Here is a 19,291-nt window from a genome sequence, read left to right on the forward strand (position 1 = left end):
CTCCACCTCGATGCGGCGGTAGCGCTTCGCACGCCGCTCCCCCTGCAACGACAGACACCCTTCCGAAGTCTCGTACACCCCTTCTTTCGCCGTAATCGTAGGGTTGACCATGACGGTTATGCGGCCGCCCATCTCATCGTCCACGAATACGATGATCCGTTTGGAGACGCCGATCATGTTGGCCGCCATGCCGACGCATCGGCCGCGGTTCGCTTCAAGCGTGTCGACGAGGTCGCGCGCAGTCGCCTCGTCGTCGGGGCCCTGCACGGCCGGCGCGGAAGGCCTGCGCAGGAACGGTATGGACGTCATGATCTCTCGCTGCATGCGGCCATCATGCCATGCCGTACGCCCAAACGCCACCGTACGTTGGCTACCATGGACCTCATGAATTCCGATTCCACCGCCGTTGCATCGTCGCACGGCACACTGAACCACGGCACCCCGGGCCATGACGCTCCGAACTACGACCGCACGGTCGTCGCCTGTTTCGTCGGATACGTCACGCAGGCCGTCATCAACAATTTCATGCCGTTGCTGTTCGTCACGTTCGCCACGACGCTCGGCATCGGCATGGCCCGGCTGTCGGCGCTGATCACCGTCAATTTCGTCACCCAATTGGCGGTGGACGTGCTCGCCGGGAAATTCGTGGACCGCATCGGCTACAAGCCGTGCATCCTCGCGGCGCATGCGTCGGCGCTGGCCGGCCTGCTGGTGCTCGGTCTGCTGCCCGCCCGCGTGCCGGACCCGTACCCCGCGATCGTCGCAGCCGTGTTCCTGTACGCGATCGGCGGCGGCCTCATCGAGGTGATGGTCTCCCCCATCGTCGAGGCGTGCCCGAGCGAGCATAAGGCGAAGGCGATGAGCCTGCTGCATTCCTTCTACTGTTGGGGCCAGCTCGGCACCGTTGTGGTCTCCACCATGTTCCTGTTCGCGTTCGGCGCCGCCTCCTGGCCGGTTCTGGCCTGCCTGTGGGCGATTGTGCCGGCTGCGGGCATGGTGATGTTCGCAGGCGCCCCGATGCCGTCCATCGTGCCCGAAGGCGCCACGGCCATGCGTTTCGCCGATCTGCTCAAGCGTCCGGCGTTCCTGCTCATGTTCCTGATGATGCTGTGCGCCGGCGCCGCGGAGCAAGGCATGAGCCAGTGGGCGAGCGCGTTCGCGGAGACCGGTCTTGGCGTGACCAAGGTCGTGGGCGACCTGGCCGGCCCGGCGATGTTCGCGTTGATGATGGGACTGTCCCGCACCATCTACGGCGTCTGGGGGCATCGTCTGAACCTGTCCGTGTTCATCGCGGGCAGTTCCGTACTGTGCGTCGCCATGTATCTGGCCGCGGCCCTCTCCCCCATCCCCGTGGTGGGACTGGCGGCCTGCGCCGTCACCGGTTTCTCGGTGGGCATCATGTGGCCGGGCACGTTCTCGATGGCGGCGGATGCCATGCCGTCCGGCGGCACGCTGATGTTCGCGCTGCTCGCCGTCGCCGGGGACCTCGGTTGCGCGGGCGGCCCCGCGGTGGTGGGGTTCGTCGCGTCCGCCAACGGCGACGACCTTCGTACCGGCCTGTCGTTCGGTTCGCTATTCGCCGCGACGCTGCTCGTCTGCGTCATCTTCGGGAGGCGAACGGCACGACGAGACGCCGTCCCACGCTGAAACACAGTTCCGGCCGCGCGACGCATGTCCCCCGAGGATGGCCACTCATCGGGGAACCACGTGGGATTTGATATGAAAAGGCCCCGCGAATTGAATCGCGGGGCCTTTCTGTGGTGTCCGGGATGAGACTTGAACTCACACGCCTGTATAAAATAGGCACTAGCACCTCAAGCTAGCGCGTCTACCATTCCGCCACCCGGACAGGTGCCTTCCGGCAACAGTGGAATACTGTACCAGAACATCGCAAAGCGTCAAACTCGCGACACGCCGAAGACAATCGTCACGCTTCGGCAAGGCGTGCACAGTGCAAGTACCGGCCCACGACAACGGGTGTGGCGTCAGGTGGCGGTTCTCCGCCGCCTGACGCCACACCCGCATTCCCGCCACGGCAATCGACCGTATGGACGTGTCAGAAGTTGCGCGGCTGCTTCGGGCGCTGCGCGCTCATCAGCAGCATGAAGCTGCGCGACTGCGCGGTGATCGCGAACCCGGCCTCGTAGTTGAGCACCGGCCCCTTCGGATTGTGCGTGTCCACGACGAGCTTCCATTTGCGTCCGTAGCGTTCGTCCGGCAGCGTGAACTGGATGGGCTCGTAGTGCGCGTTGAAGATGAGGATGAAGTCGTTGTCGACCATCGGATTGCCGTAGTAGTCGAGCTCGGGGATGTTGGATCCGTTGAGATACACCATCATCGAGAACGCGTGCGTATTCTGCCAGTCCTCCATGTCCATGATGGAGCCGGTGTGGTCGAACCATTCGACCTGCGGGATGGTCTCGGAATCCTGACCGGGCTCCCTGCCGGAGAAGAAGCGGCGCCGGTGCAGCACCGGGTGGTCGAGACGCAGGTGGATGAGCTTCGAGACGAACTCGAACATGTCCTCGCGGGTCTCGTCCAGATCCCAGTCCGTCCAGGAGATCTCATTGTCCTGGCAGTAGGCGTTGTTGTTGCCCTGCTGCGTGCGCTCCACCTCGTCGCCGCCGCAGATCATCGGGATGCCCTGGCTGACCAGCAGCGTGGAGAACATGTTGCGGATCTGGCGTTGGCGCAGGTCGTTGACGTCGGGGATGGTGGTGGGGCCTTCCACGCCGCAGTTCCACGAGCGGTTCGTGGATTCGCCGTCGCGGTTGCCTTCGCCGTTGGCGTCGTTGTGCTTCTCGTTGTACGAGACGAGGTCGTTGAGCGTGAAGCCGTCGTGCGCGGTGATGAAGTTCACCGAGGCGACCGGTCGACGCCCGTTCATCTGGTACAGGTCGGACGATCCCATCAGGCGGGACGCGAACTCCGGCAGCGTCGAAGGCTGCGAGCGCCAGAAGTCGCGCACGGTGTCGCGGAAACGCCCGTTCCACTCAGACCAGCTGGACGGGAAGCCGCCCACCTGATAGCCGCCGGAGCCGAGATCCCACGGTTCCGCGATGAGCTTGACGCGGCTGATGACCGGATCCTGCTCGACGATGTCGAAGAACGCGGACAGCTTGTCGACCTCCTGGAACTGACGGGCCAGGGTGGCCGCCAGATCGAAGCGGAAGCCGTCGACGTGCATTTCGGACACCCAGTAGCGCAGGGAGTCGGTGATGAGCTGCAGGGCGTGCGGCGAACGCATGAGCAGCGAGTTGCCGGTGCCCGTGGTGTCGAAGTAGTGGCGTTGGTCGTTGTCGACCAGACGGTAGTAGGAGCGGTTGTCGATGCCCTTGAAGCTCAGGGTGGGGCCCATGTGGTTGCCTTCGGCGGTGTGGTTGTACACCACGTCGAGGATGACCTCCATGCCGGCCTGATGGTACGCCTTGACCATCGACTTGAACTCGTTGACCTGCTGGCCGCGCTCCCCCGCCGACGAGTAGGCGTTGTGGGGCGCGAAGAAGCCGATCGTGTTGTAGCCCCAGTAGTTGCTCAACCCCTTCTCCTGAAGGAAGGAATCGTTGACGAACTGGTGGATCGGCATGAGCTCGATGGCGGTGACGCCGAGCTTCTTCAGGTATTCGATGACCGTCGGGTAAGCGAGGCCGGCGTAGGTGCCGCGGATGTCCGGGGGGACGTCCTTGTTGAGGTTCGTCATGCCGCGCACATGCGCCTCGTAGATCACCGAATCGTGGTACGGGATGCGCGGGTGCTGGTCGTTGCCCCAGTCGAAGTAGGGGTTGACGACCACGGACTTCATGGTGTGGGCGGCGGAATCCTTATCGTTGACCACGCCGTCATTGTTCGGATCGGAGAAGTAGTAGGAGAACAGGCTCTCGTCGCCGTCGATGTTGCCTTCGATGGCCTTCGCGTACGGGTCGAGGAGCAGTTTGGATGGATTGCACCGCAGACCCTGGGAGGGGTCGTAGGGGCCGTGCACGCGGTACCCGTAACGCTGGCCGGGCTGGATGCCCGGAATGTAGTTGTGCCAGACGTACGAGTTCTGCTCGGTCATGTTGATGCGGGTCTCGTTGTCGTCGGCGTCGAACAGACACAACTCGACGCTTTCTGCGACTTGGGAGAACAACGCGAAATTGACACCGGCGCCGTCATAGCTTGCGCCGTACGGATAGGTTAAACCCGGTCGTATCTGCATATTCACCAGTATCTCACCTCCATGTGAGCGGAATCGTCAACGTATATGAACACTCGGTGTCGGTATTGGGGATTCAAGACGCGCCGGTCAGGCGACGCGTCCGGTCAGACGTCTGATCGTCTCATGCTGGATGGCGATGATCGAGTTGGATGCGGTCACGTGCGTGTCGAGGAGCGTGTCCCAGTCCACCCACGTGGATTCGACGTGCTCGTCCGCGTCGAAATGACGCGGCACGCGCCTCCACCGGTCGAGGTGGATGACCATGATGTGCGCAAGTTCGTCGGTCATGCCTTCCGACGAATAGTAGTCGCCTACAGGGTCGATGCGCATCGTGTCGTCGGATTCGGGGGCGATTCCGGTCTCTTCGGCGAGTTCGCGCAACGCGGCCTCGCGGACGGTCTCGCCGTCGTCCATGAGCCCGGCGGGCAGCCCGTACGCGAACAGGTCGCTGCCCGCACGGTATTCGCGTTCGACGAGGTAACGGTCCGCGTGCACGTCATGCACCAGCATGACGACGCATGGCGCGTGCCGGAGCACCTGCCTGCGAATGCTCACCGTTCCTCCGTCCCGTGTCCGCAGTCCGATGGTCATGTCCTCCACGTGGAAGATGGCGCCACGGTAGACCTCGCGGCGTTCGAGCACCGTGGCGGGCGCGTTCATGTCGATGCCGTCCGAGCTTGCATCGAGTGCTTCGCGTTCAATGTCGTGGGCCGTCATGTCACTCATATCACTCATATCACTCATGACGGTCCTCTCCCGTCTGGGGGACGGTGAACGTCCACGGATCGGTGTTGAGCCGGATCCAGTTGGTCTGCGGTCGCGTGCCGAAGCGGCGTTCCAACGCGTCGGCGATGTCGCCCACCGCATAACGGAACCACATCGATTCGATCGCGGAATGCGGCGTGTTCACGAGGACGGGGCGCACATGGGTGTCGCCGGTGCCGAGCGTGACGCCGGCGGCGCGCATCATCGCCTCGTAGCGCGCCTGTTCGATGGCGTCGGTGGCGGGGTGATGCCGCAGGTCGCTGGTCACATACGCGTCGACGCCGGCGGCGCGCACCTCATCGAACAGCGAGTCACCGGAGCCGGGCAGCACGGCGACCGTCTCGATCGGCGTATCCGGGTCGCCGCACACCTGCACGCCCAGCTCGGTGCGGATGGGCAGCGCGTCGCATACACGGCGGGCGAAATCACGCAACGATTCCGGCGCGACAAGGCGACCGACGCGCCCCAACCCGACCGTTTGGTCGGATGCGGCGTCGTCGATTGGGACGAGCGGGCGCTGGTCGCGCAGGCCGAGACCGTCAGCAGCCGCCTGGGCGACGCCGCGCACGGCGGCGTCCGCGTTGGTGTGTCCCACCCACAGCGCGCATCCGGCGCGGTTGAGCCGGTTGACGATCATGCCCCGCGCCCCCAGACCGGAGACCTGATGCACGGAACGGAAGAACAGCGGATGGTGGGTGACGAGCAGATCGGCGCCCCACGCGATCGCCTCGTCGATCACGGCCATGGTCGGGTCGGCGGCGAACGCGATGCGTCCGACCGGCGCCGTCAGATCGCCCACGATGAGTCCGGGCGCATCCCAGCTTTCCGCATAACGCAGCGGATACAGGGTCTCCAGCACGTCGACGGTCTGGTCGAGGTTCGTCATGTTCCTCCTATCGTACGGTCTTGCGTATGGTTGCGCGCGGTCCGAGAACCCGACCGGCGGCGGTCAAGGGCCGTCGGCCGGTCCGCGGTCAGTGCGCGGCTAGCTGCCAGTCTGCGCCGATGCCGGTGGACACGTCCAACGGCACGTCGAGTTCGACGGCATGCTCCATCGCGTCCCTGACGAGCGCGGTCACTTGTTCGGCTTCGCCGGGGGCGATCTCCACGACGAGTTCGTCGTGGATCTGCAGGATGATGCGGCTTCCGAGACCGGCGTCGCGCAGGGCTGCGTCGGCCCGGATCATCGCGATCTTCATGATGTCGGCCGCCGTGCCCTGGATGGGCGCGTTGAGTGCGGCGCGCTCGGCCGCGTCGCGCACGGCGCGGCTCGTCGACGCGAGTCCGGGAAAGTACCGTCGGCGCCCGAACATCGTCTCCGTGTACCCCTTGCGACGGGCTTCGGCGACGCACGATTCGAGGAAGTCATGCACTTTGCCGAATGTGGCGAAGTACTTCTCCTTGAGGCCTTCCGCCTCGCTCGGTCTGATCTTGAGCTGCTGCGACAGGCCGTAGGTGCTCAGACCGTAGGCGAGCCCGTAGCTCATGGCCTTCACGTGGCTGCGCTGGTCGGCGCTGATCTGGTCGACGGGCAGCTGGTAGACGAGGCTGGCCACATAGCGGTGGAAGTCGGCGCCGCTTCTGAACGCCTCGATGAGCGCCTCATCGCCGGAAAGATGCGCCATGATGCGCAGCTCGACCTGCGAATAGTCGCAGCTCATCAACGATTCGTAACCTTCGCCGGGTACGAACGCGGAGCGGATCTCACGTCCGGCGGCGTTGCGGTTGGGGATGTTCTGCAGGTTCGGATCGACCGAGCTCAGACGTCCCGTCGCGGCCACCGTCTGCTCGAACGTCGTATGGATGCGCCCATCGGCGGGGTTGACCGCGTCGATGAGCGTGGCGACGATCTGCTTGAGCTTGTTGGTCTCCCGGTGGCGCAGGAGCGCACCGAGGAACCCGCTGGCCCGCTCGTCGTCGATGTTGCGCACGTACAGCGTCTGCAACGCGTCGGCGTTCGTCGTATACGAGCCGGATTTGGTGCGCTTGGTGGGTTTGAGGCCCATGTCCTCGAAGAGCACCTTGGCCAGCTGCTTGGGGCTTTGCAGATTGACCTGCGAGCCGGCGTTCTCCCATGCGATGCGCTGCGCCTGTTCCGCGTCCGCGGCGAAGCCGGCGCGCAGGGCGTCGAGACGGGCGCCGTCGACCTTCGCGCCTTCGGCTTCCAGACCGTACAGCACGCGCGACACGGGCAGTTCGATGTCGTCGAACAGTGTCGTCTGCCGGCGTTCGGCCAGTTGGGGGGTGAGCTTTCGGGCGAGCGCGGCGACGATGGCCGCATGACGCAGTACGACGCGGTCGGTCCGCTCGTCATCGTCTCCGCTGGTCCCGCTCGTCGCCTCGTCGAAATCGAGAAGCCCCTGCGTGGCCTCCTGCTCCTCCTCCAGATGGATGTCGAGGAATTGGGACGCGGCCTGTTCGAGCGTGTCCGCGTGGAAGTCCGGCTTGATGAGATACCCGGCGAGTTTCGTGTCGAATGCCGGCCGGGGCAGGTCGATTCCGGCTGCGGCGAACAGGTGCAGATGCTCCTTGTAGCCGTGCACGGTCATCGTCGACGCATGGGATGCGATCGTTTCGCGCAACGCATCGGCAAGGTCCTCAGACGCAAGGTCGACGGCCTCTACGATGGCCGCCGCATGACCGGCAAGCAGCACGACCGACCGTAGCGCGGCACGGCCGGGGCGGGCGTCGCCGGAGGCGTGCAGCACCCAGCCCGGCTCGCCCTCCCCAACCGTTCGGGGAAGGTGTTCACGGGCCCATGAGCGTAGGCCGTCCGCGTCGGTCACTGCCGTAGCCTCCGGAACGTCCAGGCCGGACGATTCGCCGGCATCCGCATCCTCGGCTGTATCCGTCGATGCGGGCCGCGTGTCCACGCCCGCATTGAACGTCTTGAGCACACGGCTTTTCGTACGTGCGCCGAATTCGAGCTTGGCGAACAGGGCGTCGAGCTTGGCGATGTCCGGCCGCCCGAACGTGAGCTCGTCCACGGTCACGCCGAGGTCCACGTCGCGTACGAGCGCGTTGACCTTGCGGTTGAGCAGGACCTGATCGATGTTGGCGCGCAGCGCCTCGCCCTTCTTGCCGCCAATCTCCTCCGCATGCTCGACGATGCCGTCGAGGGAGCCGTACTGATTGATCCACTTGGCGGCGAAGCCGTCGCCCACGCCCGGCACTCCGGGAATGTTGTCCGCGGTCTCGCCGCGCAACGCCGCAAGATCGGGGTACTGCCGGGGCGTCACCTTGTACTTGTCGAGCACGGCCTGCGCGGTCATGTGCTTGAGGTCCTTGAAATGATGCCCCGGGTACAGCACGGTGACGTTGTCGTCGATGAGCTGGAACGCATCACGGTCGCCGGAAAGCACGAGCGTGTGGTAGCCGGCCTTGTCGCCCATCGTGGCAAGCGTGCCGATGACGTCGTCGCCTTCGTAGCCGGGCTTTTCGATGTAGGTGACGCCGAGCGCCTCCAACATCTGCTGGATGAGCGGCAGCTGGGTGAGCAGCTCCTCCGGCGCGGCGTCACGTGTACCTTTGTACTGGGGCAGCAACGTGTTGCGGAAGGTACCGCCCTTGACATCGAAAGCGACGGCGAGATGATCCGGCTTCTCCGCCTCGATGACCTGGGAGAGCATCGAGGCGAAGCCCCAGACGGCGTTCGTGGCCTGTCCGCCTGACGTGGAGAAGTTGTCGACCGGCAGAGCGAAGAACGCGCGGAACGCCAGCGAATGGCCGTCTACGACCAGCAGCGTTCCGCGCGTCGGCGTGGATTCATGTTGCGCCATGTAACCGATGGTTCCGATCCGTCAGTGCTCGGAGCGTTCGGGCTTCGGATCGCCGTACTTCGCGATGATGGCCATGGCGAGGCGCTTCTTGGGGATGCGCTGGTCCATGGAGGTCTTCTGGATCCAACGGAACGCGCCCTGCTCGGAGAAGTCCGCCTTATCCATGAGCAGACCCTTCGCGCGGTCGACGAGCTTGCGCTCCTCCAACGTGTCCTGAGCCTTCTGCAGATCGGCCTGCGCCTTGGCGAGCTCGTCCTGCGTGCTCTTGAGCTTGCTTTCGGTGCGCTCGACGTTGTCGAGCAGGTCGTTGATCTCCGCGAAACGGCCCATGGCCACTTCCAGAGCAGGGATGAGCTTGGATTCCTCGTACGGCTTGGTCACGTAGGCCATGGCGCCCGCACCGGTCGACTTCTTGACAAGGTCGGGCTGGGAGAACGCAGTGAGCATCACGACGGGGGCGATGTTCTCGTCGCAGATGAGACCGGCGGCGGTGATACCGTCCATGCGCGGCATCTTGACGTCCATGCACACCACGTCCGGGCGCTTGGCGCGCGTCAGCTCGACGGCCTCCTCGCCGTTGGCGGCCTCGCCCACGACCTCATAACCGTTGTCCTCGAGCATGCCGACCAGATCCATACGGTTCACGGATTCGTCCTCGGCCACGACGACGGTGCGCTTGCGGTTCTCATCGGGTTCGGCGGGAGCGGATTCCTGCTGGGGGGCGGCGGCCTCCTTCGCCACGGCCTCGAGCTCCTCTTCGGTCAGCACGGGCTCCATCTGCGGAGTCTGATCATCTTTGCTAGCAGCCATGCCAGTCCCTTTCCTGTTCTCGAAACGACATTGAAGTGGTTATCCTTGGTGATTTTAACGCATAATCACAGGGCATGTCGGCACGACGTGCCTTCGGACACACGAAATCACCACGTCGCCGCGCGTCGCAGTATACAAGGACCTTGATTCTGTGGTACATTATCCCGAGTGCCTGAAGGCACGGAATCGATACGCCCTCGTATCCCAATTGGTAGAGGAAGCAGCCTCAAAATCTGCACAGTGTGGGTTCGAGTCCCACCGAGGGCACTTTTCAAGGAGTTGCGGCCGTAAGCTGAATTGCTTACGGCCGCATCGTCGTAGTGTACGGCTTTGAGTTGGCTCCGTCATTCCTGAAGCTCGAGTCCCTGGCTGTCCTGATGCCAAGGGCTGCCGGGCTTGCTGCACAGGATCAGGATGCCTTCGACCAGTCCCCAGATGCTCGCGGCCAGCGGGCCGAGTCCGAAAAGAATCCAACCGAACAGGGTGAGCAGCAACTGGGCGATGGCTTTGCCCGTATAGCCGAGATAGAAGTTGTGTACGCCGAACGCGCCGAGGAAGATGCCAAGCAGGCCGGCGGCCAGCTTCGATTTCGTCCCCGCCGGCGCGGCGGTATAGCCGTATGGGCCGGCGCCATAACCGTACTGAGGCGTGGGCGCGCCGGCATATGGCGGCTGGGTTCCATAGCCATACGAGGGCTGTGGCGGCGCATACATGGGCTGGGCGCCGGGGTTGGCGCCCGCTCCATACGATGCGCCGTATGAGGACGAAGGCGCGGCGTACGGAGGCTGGCCGTACGCTCCGGTGGGGGCACCTGCATAGGCGCTCATGTCCGGCGGCGTATAGGACTGTTGCGCATATTGCTCAGACTGGCCGGGCTGTAAAGGTGAAGGACCGGCAAACGATTCGGACTGCGACGTGGCATAAGGCTCCTGTGCACCTCCCATCGCGTTCGCGGTATTCTGGGGTTCCGGTGCCGGCGTTGGTGCTGGTTGCGTCATCACATGTCTCCGTTTCCTCGACTGTCAAGGACGGCCGAGCGGCCATCTGCATCTCATTCTCGCACGTGCGTACGCGGAACGCGAATGTCGTCCAAACGCAATGCGTACCGTCACGCCGCCCGGAATCTACTGCCATGGGACCCGAGCCAGAGCCGGATGATGGGAACACATTCGATTGCGCATATGAGAAGGGGGATTGCATCCTCACGGAACAGGACGCAATCCCCCTTTGGCGGTCAGCCTTCGACCCGACTGTTCAGACGAGCCGAATCAACTGCATCTCAGTCGCAGGCACCGACGGTGTGGACGTAGATGGAGTCGGTGCTGCCCGGCTGGTGCTCGCCCTGGGCGGAGCTCAGGATGACGATCTTGTCGCCGTCGACGACCTTGCCGGCGTCACGCAGGATCTTGTCGGTGAAGACCATGAGATCCTTGCGGGACTTGTCGTGGTAGTCCTCGTCGAGCAGGAAGGCCTCGGTGCCCCAGGAGAGGGCCAGCCAGTGGTAGGTGTGCTCGTTGTTGGTGATGCCGTAGATCGGGGCGGCCGGGCGCTCGCGGGACACGCGGTGCACGGTGTTGCCGGTCTGCGTGTAGGCGACGATCGCCTTGGCATTGAGCTTGTCGGCCAGATCGACGGCGGCGGAGGAGACGGCACCGGTGGAGGACATGTCCAGATTCTTCAGGGCCGGGATACGGTCGAAGCCGTGCTCGGTCGCGAAGCCGGAGATGCGGGCCATGGTGGAGACAGTGACGGCCGGGTATTCGCCGACGGCGGTCTCGTTGGAGGTCATGGTGGCGTCGGCGCCGTCGAGGACGGCGTTGGCGCAGTCGGAGGCCTCGGCGCGGGACGGAACCGGGGAGTGGACCATGGAGCCCAGGACCTCGGTGGCGACGATGACCGGCTTGGCGTAGTGGCGGGACAGCTCGATGATGCGCTTGGTGGCCAGCGGGACCTCCTCGAGCGGGCACTCGACGGCCATGTCGCCGCGGGCGGCCATGATGCCGTCGAAGGCCTTGACGATGTCCTCGAGGTTCTCCAGAGCCTGCGGCTTCTCAATCTTGGCGACGATCGGGATGCGACGGCCTTCCTCGTCCATGATCTCGTGGGCGCGGTCGATGTCGGTGGCGAAACGCACGAAGGACATGGCGATGATGTCGGCGCCGGTGCGGATGGCCCAGCGCAGATCCTCTTCGTCCTTCTCGGTCAGGGCCGGCAGGGAGACGGCGACGCCCGGCAGGTTGATGCCCTTGTGGGAGGACACGGGGCCGGCGACGACGACCTTGGTGTGCACGTTGTTGCCCTCGACCTTGGTGACCTCGAGGCGGACCTTGCCGTCGTCGATGAGGATCGGGTCGCCCGGGTGGCAGTCGCCCGGCAGGCCCTTGAAGGTGCTGGAGGTGATGTGCTCGTCGCCCTCGATGTCGTCGGTCGTGATGACGAACTCCTGGCCAAGCTTGAGCTGGACCTTGTCCTCGCCCTCGGCGTTCTTCTTGAACCAGCCGCAGCGGATCTTCGGGCCCTGAAGGTCGACCAGCACGGCCACGTTGCGGCCGGCGGCCTTGGAGGCCTGACGCACGTTGTTGTAGACCTTGAGGTGGTCCTCCGGGGTGCCGTGGGAACGGTTCAGACGGGCCACATCCATGCCGGCTTCGACGAGGCTGGTGATGCCTTCGAGGGATTCGCTGGCGGGGCCGATGGTATCGACGATCTTGGCTTTGCGCATGTTGCCTTTTCCTAACTATTGCAAGGGACGCAGGCCGGATGGCCTACGTTTTCCACGAATCAGTGTACTAGCTTTTGCCCGCGCGCTCCAGTTTTTCAAACGGTGTGTTGTTAACGCTCACACCCCTACTCTCCCAATATAGAGAACGCTCACGGGAACCCCGTTTCTCAGGGAATTCCGTGAGCGTTCTCGTAGAATTCACCGCCGCCCGGCCACGGACGGCGTGCCGGTCACTCGGACTTGCCTCCCTCGACCGCATCGGCGGCCTTCGCGCCGTCCATGGAACGCATCTTAACCACGGAGGCGATCGCCGCGCCGCCGATCGCGACCACGATCACCGCGAGCGACAGCCACGTAGGCACCTCGGGCACCCAATGGACGCCCTCGCCGCCGTTGATGAACGGCAGCGTGTTGCCATGCAGCGCCTCCATCACCAGCTTGACGCCGATGAAGCCGAGCACCACGGAAAGCCCCACGGGCAGATAGACGAGCTTGTCGAGCAATGCGCCCAACAGGAAGTAGAGCTGCTGCAGACCAAGCAACGCGAACACGTTGGACGTGAACACAAGGAACGGATCCTTCGTCAAACCGAAGATCGCGGGAATCGAATCGAACGCGAACATCACGTCGGTGGTGCCGATCGTGAGGAACACGATGAGCATCGGCGTCCAGTAGCGCACGCCGTTGACCGTCGTGCGCAGCTTCTCGCCGTCATATTCGTCGGTGATGCGGATCACCTTGCGCAGCGTACGGATCAGCCCGTTCTCCTGATACTCCTCGTCATCGTCGCCGCCGACCACCAGCTTGATCGCGGTGTAGATGAGGAACGCGCCGAAGATGAAGAACACCCACGTGAACCGCGAGATGAGGGCGGCGCCGATGAGGATGAACACGCCTCGGAAGATCAGGGCGATGGTGATACCGACCGACAGCACGTACTTCTGAATCTGCTTCGGCACGGCGAAGTTCGACATGATGATGACGAACACGAACAGGTTGTCGATGGACAGCGAGTATTCGGTCAGCCAGCCCGAATAGAACTCGATGGCGGGCTTCGAGCCGGCGAAATACCAGATGCAGCCGCCGAAGATCAGCGCCATGACGACGAAGAAGCCGATATGCTGGACGCACTCCTTCGTGGAAGGGACATGCGGCCTGCGTCCGATGACGAACAGGTCGACGATGAAGAACAACGCGAGCACCACGAACGTGGTGATTTCAAATGCAAGAGGGGTTTCGGCCATGATTCACTACCCTAACGCATATAGTTGACGCTGCCGTTACCGCGAAGGCTCACTTATTCGCCTCCGCGTTACATGCGACGTTCGCGACGCTACCGCTGCTCACGTCCCGCAACAACGGACGGCCAAAGGCCGCGCCACACCAGCTCACTGACGTTCGCCCTCGCCTATACACGCCTCCGGCGTGTACTTCACGGCTCGGCCACGGAGGCTCACTTATTCGCCTCCGTCATCTGCCGCAGTTCCTTTTTGAGGTCGCGGATCTCGTCGCGCAGACGGGCGGCAAGCTCGAACTGCAGTTGTTCGGCGGCGGTGTGCATCTGCTCGCTCAGCTGACGGATGAGATCGGCGAGATCCTGCGCCGGAAGCCCCGCCTTGAGAATCTCCTCATGGCGTTTCTGTGCCTCCGAAGCGTCGAACGACGGCACGCCCAGATGCGTGTTGCCGGCCTTGCCGGCGTTGCGGTACCCGCCTTCGAGCAGCGTGGCGGTGTCCACATCCTCCTTGGCGAGCATGTCGTTGACGTCGCTGATCTTCTTGATGAGCGGCTTCGGATCGATGCCATGCTCCTTGTTGTACGCGATCTGCTTCGCACGGCGGCGTTCGGTCTCGTCGATCGCCTTGTGCATCGCCTCGGTGACCTCGTCCGCGTACATGATGACCGTGCCGGACACGTTGCGCGCCGCGCGGCCGATGGTCTGGATGAGCGAACGGTAGGAGCGCAGGAAGCCCTCCTTGTCGGCATCGAGAATCGCCACGAGCGACACCTCCGGCAGGTCGAGGCCCTCACGCAGCAGGTTGATGCCGACGATCACGTCGATCTTGCCTTCACGCAGCATGCGCAGCAGCTCGACGCGACGCAGCGTGTCCACGTCCGAATGCAGGTATTCGACCTTGATGCCGCGTTCGAGCAGATAGTCGGTCAGGTCCTCGGCCATCTTCTTGGTGAGCGTGGTGACCAGCGCCCGCTCCCCCTTCGCCACACGGTCCTTGATCTCTGCGAGCAGATCGTCGATCTGCCCCTCGGTGGGGCGCACCTCCACCTTCGGGTCGAGCAGTCCGGTCGGGCGGATGATCTGCTCGACCACCCCGTCCGACAACCCCAGCTCGTAATCTCCGGGCGTCGCGGACAGGTACACGGTCTGGCCCACGCGCTCCAGGAACTCGGGCCACTTGAGCGGGCGGTTGTCCATCGCCGAGGGGAGGCGGAACCCGTGCTCGACCAGCGTGCGCTTGCGTGAGGCGTCGCCCTCGTACATCGCGCCGATCTGCGGGACCGTCACATGCGATTCGTCGATGACGAGCAGAAAATCATCGGGGAAGAAGTCGAGCAGCGTATGCGGCGGCGTGCCGGGCGCGCGTCCGTCGAAATGACGCGAATAGTTCTCCACGCCGGAACACACGCCCACCTGCGTGAGCATCTCCAGATCGTAGGTGGTGCGCATGGTGAGCCTCTGCGCCTCCAGCTCCTTGCCCTGCTTCTTGAGTTCGGCGACACGCTCGTCGAGCTCCTCACGGATGGTTCTCAACGCGCGTTCCATACGCTCCGGACCCGCCACGTAATGCGACGCCGGGAAGATGTGCACCGACTGCTCCTCGTCGATGACGTCGCCGGTCAACGGGTGAAGCGTGGATATGCGGTCGATCTCGTCGCCGAAGAACTCGATGCGCACGGCGAGCTCCTCGTACACGGGGATGATCTCGACGGTGTCGCCGCGCACACGGAACGTGCCGCGCGTGAACGCGATGTCGTTGCGCTTGTACTGCATGGCGACGAACCGGCGCAGCAGGTCGTCGCGGTTGATCTCCTGACCCACCTTGAGCAGCAGCATACGGCCCGCATACTCTTCGGGTGTGCCGAGACCGTAGATGCAGGAGACCGTGGCGACGACCACGCAGTCACGCCGCGTGAGCAGGTTCGCCGTGGCCTGGTGGCGCAAACGCTCCACATCGTCGTTGATGTTGGAGTCCTTCTCGATGTACGTGTCCGTCTGCGGGATATAGGCTTCCGGCTGGTAGTAGTCGTAGTAGCTGACGAAATAGCTCACGGCGTTGTCCGGCATGAGCTCGCGGAACTCCGCGCACAGCTGCGCTGCGAGCGTCTTGTTCGGTTCGATGATGAGCGTCGGCCGTTGCAGCCGTTCAATGAGCCACGCGGTGGTGGCGGTCTTGCCGGTGCCGGTGGCGCCCATGAGCACGACGTCGTTCTCACCGTTCTCGACGCGCTCCGCCAACTCGTCGATGGCCTGCGGCTGGTCGCCGGACGGCTTGTACGGCGACTTGACGACGAACGGCCTGCTCTCGCGCTCGATATCGACCCCCATCAGTCCTCCCCCACCGTCATGCGGACTTCGCCGCTTCGATCCATCGAGCATACAGCCTATCAACCTGCTCAAACATCTGTTCGAGCGGTACGGTGGAGTCTACGACCGTATCGGCGATCGCCTCGCGTTCGGCGCGCGTCGACTGGCTTCGGATGCGCGCCTCGGCCTGCTCGCGCGTCATGCCGCGCGTTGCGGTCATGCGCGCGATACGCATCTGCGCGGGCGCCTCCACGGTGACGATATGGTCGAAGCGGAACGGCATCGTGCCGATCACCTCGGCGAGCAGCGGCACGTCGTGCACGATGACCCGCGCCTCGGGATGCTCCCGTTCGACGTGCGCCGCCGCCGCGTAGATCAGCGGGTGCTCGATGGCGTCGAGACGGTCGCGCGCGCCGGGCGCGGCGGCCGCGCCGAAGACATGCCCGGCGACCCATTCGCGGTCCAGCGTGCCATCCGGTTTCAACGCATGCGGGCCGAATTCACGCTCGATGGCGTGCAATGCGGTGCCGCCGGGCGCCACGACGGCACGCGCCAACGCATCGTAGTCGATGTGCAGCGCGCCCAGTTCCCCCAACCGTGCCGCCACCGTGCTTTTACCGGCCGCGATGCCGCCGGTCAGCCCTACCCGGATCATGTCGTTCCTCTCCCGTCCCCATCCTCGTCCATTCCCGCCCCTCACCGCACCATGCCGCGCCCCACCGCACCATATCCTCCCATGGTGCGGTGAAACCCCCATGGTGCGGTGGTCGAAAACGGCTTGATGACGGGGTTATGGAGAAATTGTATTACCGCACCATGGGAACGGCGGAAACAGTATGGGGTGATACGACGGAACCCGGCTCCACGATGTGGAACCGGGTTCAGTTCAGGCGCTACGCCATGAATTCAGACCGTACGGCCGAACTCACTTGCCGAGCAGCTGGTCGCGCAGGGCGGCGAGCTGGTCGGAGTCGGCGAGAGTACCGGTGGAAGTGTTCTCGGAGGAGTAGTTGGACACCTCTTCGACCTTCTCTTCCTTCGGGGCCTGGCCGTCGGCGGCGGCGGATTCCTCCGCGTGCTCGAGCTCCTTGGCCACGAACTCCTTGTGCTCCTCCCACAGCTGGTGGGCGGCCGCGTACTGGGACTCCCACTCCTCGCGCTGCTTCTCGTAGCCCGCGATCCACTCGTTGGTGTTCGGGTCGAAGCCCTCGGGGTACTTGTAGTTGCCCTGCTCGTCGTACTCGGCCGGCATGCCGTAGATGGCCGGATCGAAGTCCTCGGAGGCCGGGTCGACGGAATCGTTGGCCTGCTTGAGGGACAGGGAGATGCGGCGACGATCGAGATCGACGTCGATCACCTTGACGAACACGGTCTCGCCCGGCTTGACCACGGTCTCCGGGTTCTCGACGTGACGGTTGGCGAGCTCGGAGATGTGGACCAGGCCCTCGATGCCGTCCTCGACGGAGATGAACACGCCGAACTGGACGATCTTGGTGACCTTGCCCTTGACGATCTGGCCGGGGACGTGGGTGCGGGCGAAGCGCTGCCACGGATCCTCCTGGGTGGCCTTGAGCGACAGGGAGATGCGCTCGCGGTCCAGATCGACGTCGAGGACCTCGACGGTGACCTTGTCGCCGACCTTGACGACCTCGGACGGGTGGTCGATGTGCTTCCAGGACAGCTCGGAGACGTGGATGAGGCCGTCGACACCGCCGAGATCGACGAACGCGCCGAAGTTGACGATGGAGGAGACGACACCCTCGCGGATCTGGCCCTTCTTGAGCTGCGAGAGGAAGGTCTCGCGCACTTCGGACTGGGTCTCCTCGAGGTACTGGCGGCGGGACAGGACCACGTTGTTGCGGTTCTTGTCGAGCTCGAGGATCTTGGCCTGGATCTTCTGGCCGATGTACGGGGTGAGGTCGCGGACGCGACGCATCTCGACCAGGGAGGCCGGCAGGAAGCCACGCAGGCCGATGTCCACGATGAGGCCGCCCTTGACGGCTTCGATGACGGTGCCCTCGACGACGCCGTCGGCTTCCTTGATCTTCTCGATGTCGCCCCAGGCGCGCTCGTACTGGGCGCGCTTCTTGGACAGAATCAGACGGCCTTCCTTGTCTTCCTTGGTGACGACAAGGGCCTCGACGGTGTCGCCGACCTCGACGACCTCGTCCGGATCGACGTCCTTCTTGATGGAAAGCTCGCGGGAGGGGATCACACCCTCGGTCTTGTAGCCGATATCCAGGAGGACCTCGTCACGATCGATCTTGACGACGGTGCCTTCGACCAGATCACCATCATCAAAGTTCTTGATGGTGGAATCGACTGCCTTGATGAAGTCCTCTTCGGTGCCGATGTCGTTGATGGCGACCTTGGTGACCTCAGTGTTGTTCTCTGCCATGTAGGTAATGGTTTCTCAATAGTTGGATGGATAATTACTCGATATTCAGTTATGGATGTGCCCACCGGACACGCGAATTTCTACGATACAGCCAGCCATGCCCAAAATTCCGGGCGTGTCGTGCCGGCTCAGGCCTGTGCGGCCGCCCGTCGCTCGGCCATTTCGACGACGTTCGCGAGCAGCATGGCGCGGGTCATGGGACCAACCCCTCCCGGGTTCGGCGAATACGCCGAGGCCTTCAGCCGGCAGGACTGGTCCACATCTCCCTTGACGCGCCAACGGCCGGCCTGCTCGTCGTACACACGCGAGACGCCCACGTCGAGGAGCACCGCGCCGTCGGCGATCATATCCGGCTTGACGAAACCGGCCGATCCCATGGCCGCGACGATCACGTCGGCGCGGCGCATGTGGTCGACGACGTCGCGCGTGCCGGTATGGCACAGCGTCACCGTCGCGTTGACGGCACGTCGGGTGAGCATGAGTCCGATGGTGCGGCCGATGGTGATGCCGCGGCCGAGCACGCACACCTCCTTGCCGTCCAGATCGATGCCGTAGGCGTCGAGCAGCTCGATGACGCCACGCGGCGTGCACGGCAGCGGCGTGGTCACCTCGCCGCGCACGTGCAGGACCAGTTCGCCGAGATTGTACGGATGCATGCCGTCGGCGTCCTTGGCAGGGTCGATGAGGTCGATGACGGCGTTCTCGTCGACGCCCTTGGGCAAAGGCAGCTGCACGATGTAGCCGGTGCATGCGGGGTCCGCGTTCATGTCGCGCACGACGGCGGCGATGTCGTCGAATGCGGCGTCGGCCGGCAGCTCGTGCCTGATGGAGCGGATGCCCACCTCGGCGCAGTCGGCGTGCTTGCCGGCCACGTACTTGACCGAACCGGCGTCCGAGCCGACCAGCAGCGTGCCGAGCCCGGGCTCGTACCCTTCGGCTTTGAGCCGGTCCACGCGCTCCTTGAGATCCTGCTTGATACGCGCGGCCACAGCCTTGCCATCGAGTTTCGTGGTCATGTCGCTCCTTTGGTCGGTTATGTGTCGTGGGACCCCGTGGACGCTACTACGATTAGGTA

The 19,291-nt window shown here is 64.1% G+C and carries 14 protein-coding genes and 2 tRNA genes; 2 read left to right on the forward strand and 14 right to left on the reverse strand.

The features are described 5' to 3' along the window. Positions 1-324 (reverse strand): peptide deformylase (locus tag BFAL_RS03425; protein ID WP_055427032.1); only part of this gene is annotated, 324 nt, incomplete at its 3' end. A gap of 60 nt (positions 325-384) precedes the next feature. On the opposite strand from BFAL_RS03425, the gene BFAL_RS03430 reads away from it, so the two are divergent. Further along, the gene (locus tag BFAL_RS03430) at positions 385-1,647 is read left to right on the forward strand and encodes an MFS transporter (protein WP_082440331.1); all 1,263 of its coding nucleotides are present in this window, start codon (positions 385-387) and stop codon (positions 1,645-1,647) included. Between the two features lie 111 nt (positions 1,648-1,758). Here BFAL_RS03430 and BFAL_RS03435 read toward each other — a convergent pair. From BFAL_RS03435 to BFAL_RS03460, 6 genes are all read right to left on the reverse strand, one after another. Further along, a tRNA-Leu gene (locus BFAL_RS03435) sits at positions 1,759-1,849 on the reverse strand. A 207-nt stretch (positions 1,850-2,056) separates the two neighbouring features. After that, on the reverse strand, positions 2,057-4,198 hold the full coding sequence (gene glgX, locus BFAL_RS03440) for a glycogen debranching protein GlgX (protein ID WP_055427033.1): 2,142 nt from the start codon (positions 4,196-4,198) through the stop codon (positions 2,057-2,059). A gap of 87 nt (positions 4,199-4,285) precedes the next feature. Further along, positions 4,286-4,924 carry an NUDIX hydrolase gene (locus BFAL_RS03445; RefSeq protein ID WP_152973518.1) on the reverse strand — a complete coding sequence of 213 codons (639 nt, stop codon included), beginning with the start codon at positions 4,922-4,924 and terminating at the stop codon, positions 4,286-4,288. A 10-nt stretch (positions 4,925-4,934) separates the two neighbouring features. Continuing rightward, positions 4,935-5,849: a Nif3-like dinuclear metal center hexameric protein gene (locus BFAL_RS03450; protein WP_055427035.1), complete on the reverse strand. Its 915-nt coding sequence runs from the start codon at positions 5,847-5,849 to the stop codon at positions 4,935-4,937. 88 nt (positions 5,850-5,937) lie between these two features. Then, on the reverse strand, positions 5,938-8,742 hold the full coding sequence (gene polA, locus BFAL_RS03455; RefSeq protein ID WP_055427036.1) for a DNA polymerase I: 2,805 nt from the start codon (positions 8,740-8,742) through the stop codon (positions 5,938-5,940). Between the two features lie 21 nt (positions 8,743-8,763). Then, a complete protein-coding gene (locus BFAL_RS03460; protein ID WP_055427037.1) occupies positions 8,764-9,552 on the reverse strand; it encodes an ANTAR domain-containing response regulator in 789 nt (262 codons plus the stop codon). A 193-nt stretch (positions 9,553-9,745) separates the two neighbouring features. On the opposite strand from BFAL_RS03460, the gene BFAL_RS03465 reads away from it, so the two are divergent. After that, positions 9,746-9,819 (forward strand) — tRNA-Leu (locus BFAL_RS03465). A 77-nt stretch (positions 9,820-9,896) separates the two neighbouring features. On the opposite strand, the gene BFAL_RS03470 is transcribed toward BFAL_RS03465, so the two are convergent. From BFAL_RS03470 to BFAL_RS03500, 7 genes are all read right to left on the reverse strand, one after another. Further along, positions 9,897-10,550 (reverse strand): NINE protein, encoded by a 654-nt coding sequence (locus tag BFAL_RS03470; RefSeq protein WP_169787187.1) that lies wholly within the window; start codon positions 10,548-10,550, stop codon positions 9,897-9,899. A 281-nt stretch (positions 10,551-10,831) separates the two neighbouring features. After that, the gene (gene pyk / locus BFAL_RS03475) at positions 10,832-12,274 is read right to left on the reverse strand and encodes a pyruvate kinase (RefSeq protein ID WP_055427038.1); all 1,443 of its coding nucleotides are present in this window, start codon (positions 12,272-12,274) and stop codon (positions 10,832-10,834) included. A gap of 230 nt (positions 12,275-12,504) precedes the next feature. Next, positions 12,505-13,518, reverse strand: coding sequence for a TerC family protein (locus BFAL_RS03480; protein ID WP_055427039.1), 1,014 nt, complete (start codon positions 13,516-13,518; stop codon positions 12,505-12,507). Between the two features lie 209 nt (positions 13,519-13,727). Further along, positions 13,728-15,839, reverse strand: coding sequence for an excinuclease ABC subunit UvrB (gene uvrB, locus BFAL_RS03485; protein ID WP_055427040.1), 2,112 nt, complete (start codon positions 15,837-15,839; stop codon positions 13,728-13,730). A 16-nt stretch (positions 15,840-15,855) separates the two neighbouring features. Beyond that, on the reverse strand, positions 15,856-16,473 hold the full coding sequence (gene coaE, locus BFAL_RS03490) for a dephospho-CoA kinase (protein ID WP_055427041.1): 618 nt from the start codon (positions 16,471-16,473) through the stop codon (positions 15,856-15,858). 270 nt (positions 16,474-16,743) lie between these two features. Then, positions 16,744-18,216, reverse strand: a complete 1,473-nt coding sequence (gene rpsA, locus BFAL_RS03495; RefSeq protein WP_055427042.1) for a 30S ribosomal protein S1 — start codon at positions 18,214-18,216, stop codon at positions 16,744-16,746. A gap of 128 nt (positions 18,217-18,344) precedes the next feature. After that, positions 18,345-19,232 carry a bifunctional methylenetetrahydrofolate dehydrogenase/methenyltetrahydrofolate cyclohydrolase gene (locus BFAL_RS03500; RefSeq protein ID WP_055427043.1) on the reverse strand — a complete coding sequence of 296 codons (888 nt, stop codon included), beginning with the start codon at positions 19,230-19,232 and terminating at the stop codon, positions 18,345-18,347. Between the last annotated feature and the right edge of the window lie 59 nt (positions 19,233-19,291).

This window comes from Bifidobacterium aesculapii (assembly GCF_001417815.1).
In the GTDB taxonomy this organism is placed as follows: Bacteria; Actinomycetota; Actinomycetes; order Actinomycetales; family Bifidobacteriaceae; genus Bifidobacterium; species Bifidobacterium aesculapii.